Source organism: Cryobacterium sp. MLB-32, assembly GCF_000738085.1.
GTDB lineage: Bacteria > Actinomycetota > Actinomycetes > Actinomycetales > Microbacteriaceae > Cryobacterium.
Window position 1 is genome coordinate 1 of the sequence record NZ_JPRS01000649.1, and the last position, 1,028, is coordinate 1,028.

At 58.4% G+C, this 1,028-nt stretch carries 2 protein-coding genes; both read right to left on the reverse strand.

The window, feature by feature from the left end; genetic code table 11:
- The coding region (locus JF66_RS20635) for a carbohydrate ABC transporter permease (RefSeq protein ID WP_156109989.1) at window positions 1–609 on the reverse strand (609 nt) is incomplete at its 3' end.
- Window positions 610–616: 7 nt separating this feature from the next.
- Window positions 617–1,028 (reverse strand): carbohydrate ABC transporter permease (locus JF66_RS20640; RefSeq protein WP_035880825.1); only part of this gene is annotated, 412 nt, incomplete at its 5' end.

Consider the following 1,028-nt stretch of genomic DNA (forward strand, 5'->3'; position numbering starts at 1 on the left):
CAGGGCGCTGATTCCCGGCGTCGCGAGCGGCAGCATGATCTTGTAGAAGATCTGAAACGGGTTCGCCCCGTCGAGGCGGGCGGCCTCTTCGAGCTCAAGCGGCAGGCCGAGAAAGATCTGACGCATGAGGAAAACACCGAAGGCGCTGAAGATTCCCGGAAGTGCTATCCCGAGAACGGTGTTGAGCAACCCCAGGTTCTGGATGATCTGGAACTGCGGAATCAGGTAGACCTGCGGCGGCACCATGAGAATGGACAGGATGACACCGAGAAAGATGCCGCGACCACGAAAACGCATTCGGGCGAAGGCATACCCGGCCATCGAGCACAGCACGACCTGGCCGATCACCCGGATGACCGTGATTCCGACGGAGACGCCGAACTGATCGAAGAACGGCAACTTGGTGAACACGTCGACGAAATTGACCCACTGCAGGTCTCCCGGCCAGAAGGTGGGCGGAACGCTCATGACCTGGTCGTTGGTCGACAGCGAAATGATGAGCTGCCAGATGAACGGAAACACCATGATGAAACCGATGATGATGAGCAGGGCGTGCGTGCGCACGGTGTTCGCACCCTGCTGAGCCGGTGAGAGCGAAGCGTGAGACATCGTTCCTTTAGACATAGTTCACCCACTTTTTCTGCATGCGGAACTGGAAGAAGGTGACGATGCCGATCACCACGAGGATGAGCATGCCGATGGCGGCGGCGTAGCCCTTGTCATTCTGAATGAAGGCCTGGTTGTAGAAGATGTAGACCAGTGACTGGCTTTGCACCAGGGCCGGGTTGTACTGGCCCATGATCGCGTACAGCAGGTCGAACAGCTGGAATCCGTTGATCACCGAGATGATCGTGACGAAGAAGAGGCTCGGGGTGACAAGCGGCACGGTGATCGACGTGAACTGCTTCCACTTCGTGGCTCCGTCGAGCTGGGCCGCCTCGTAGTATTCGGGTGAGATGTTCTTGAGAGCGGCACCGAGAATGATGATGCCGAACCCGAGTGACGCCCACATGCCCGACGATGCCCAC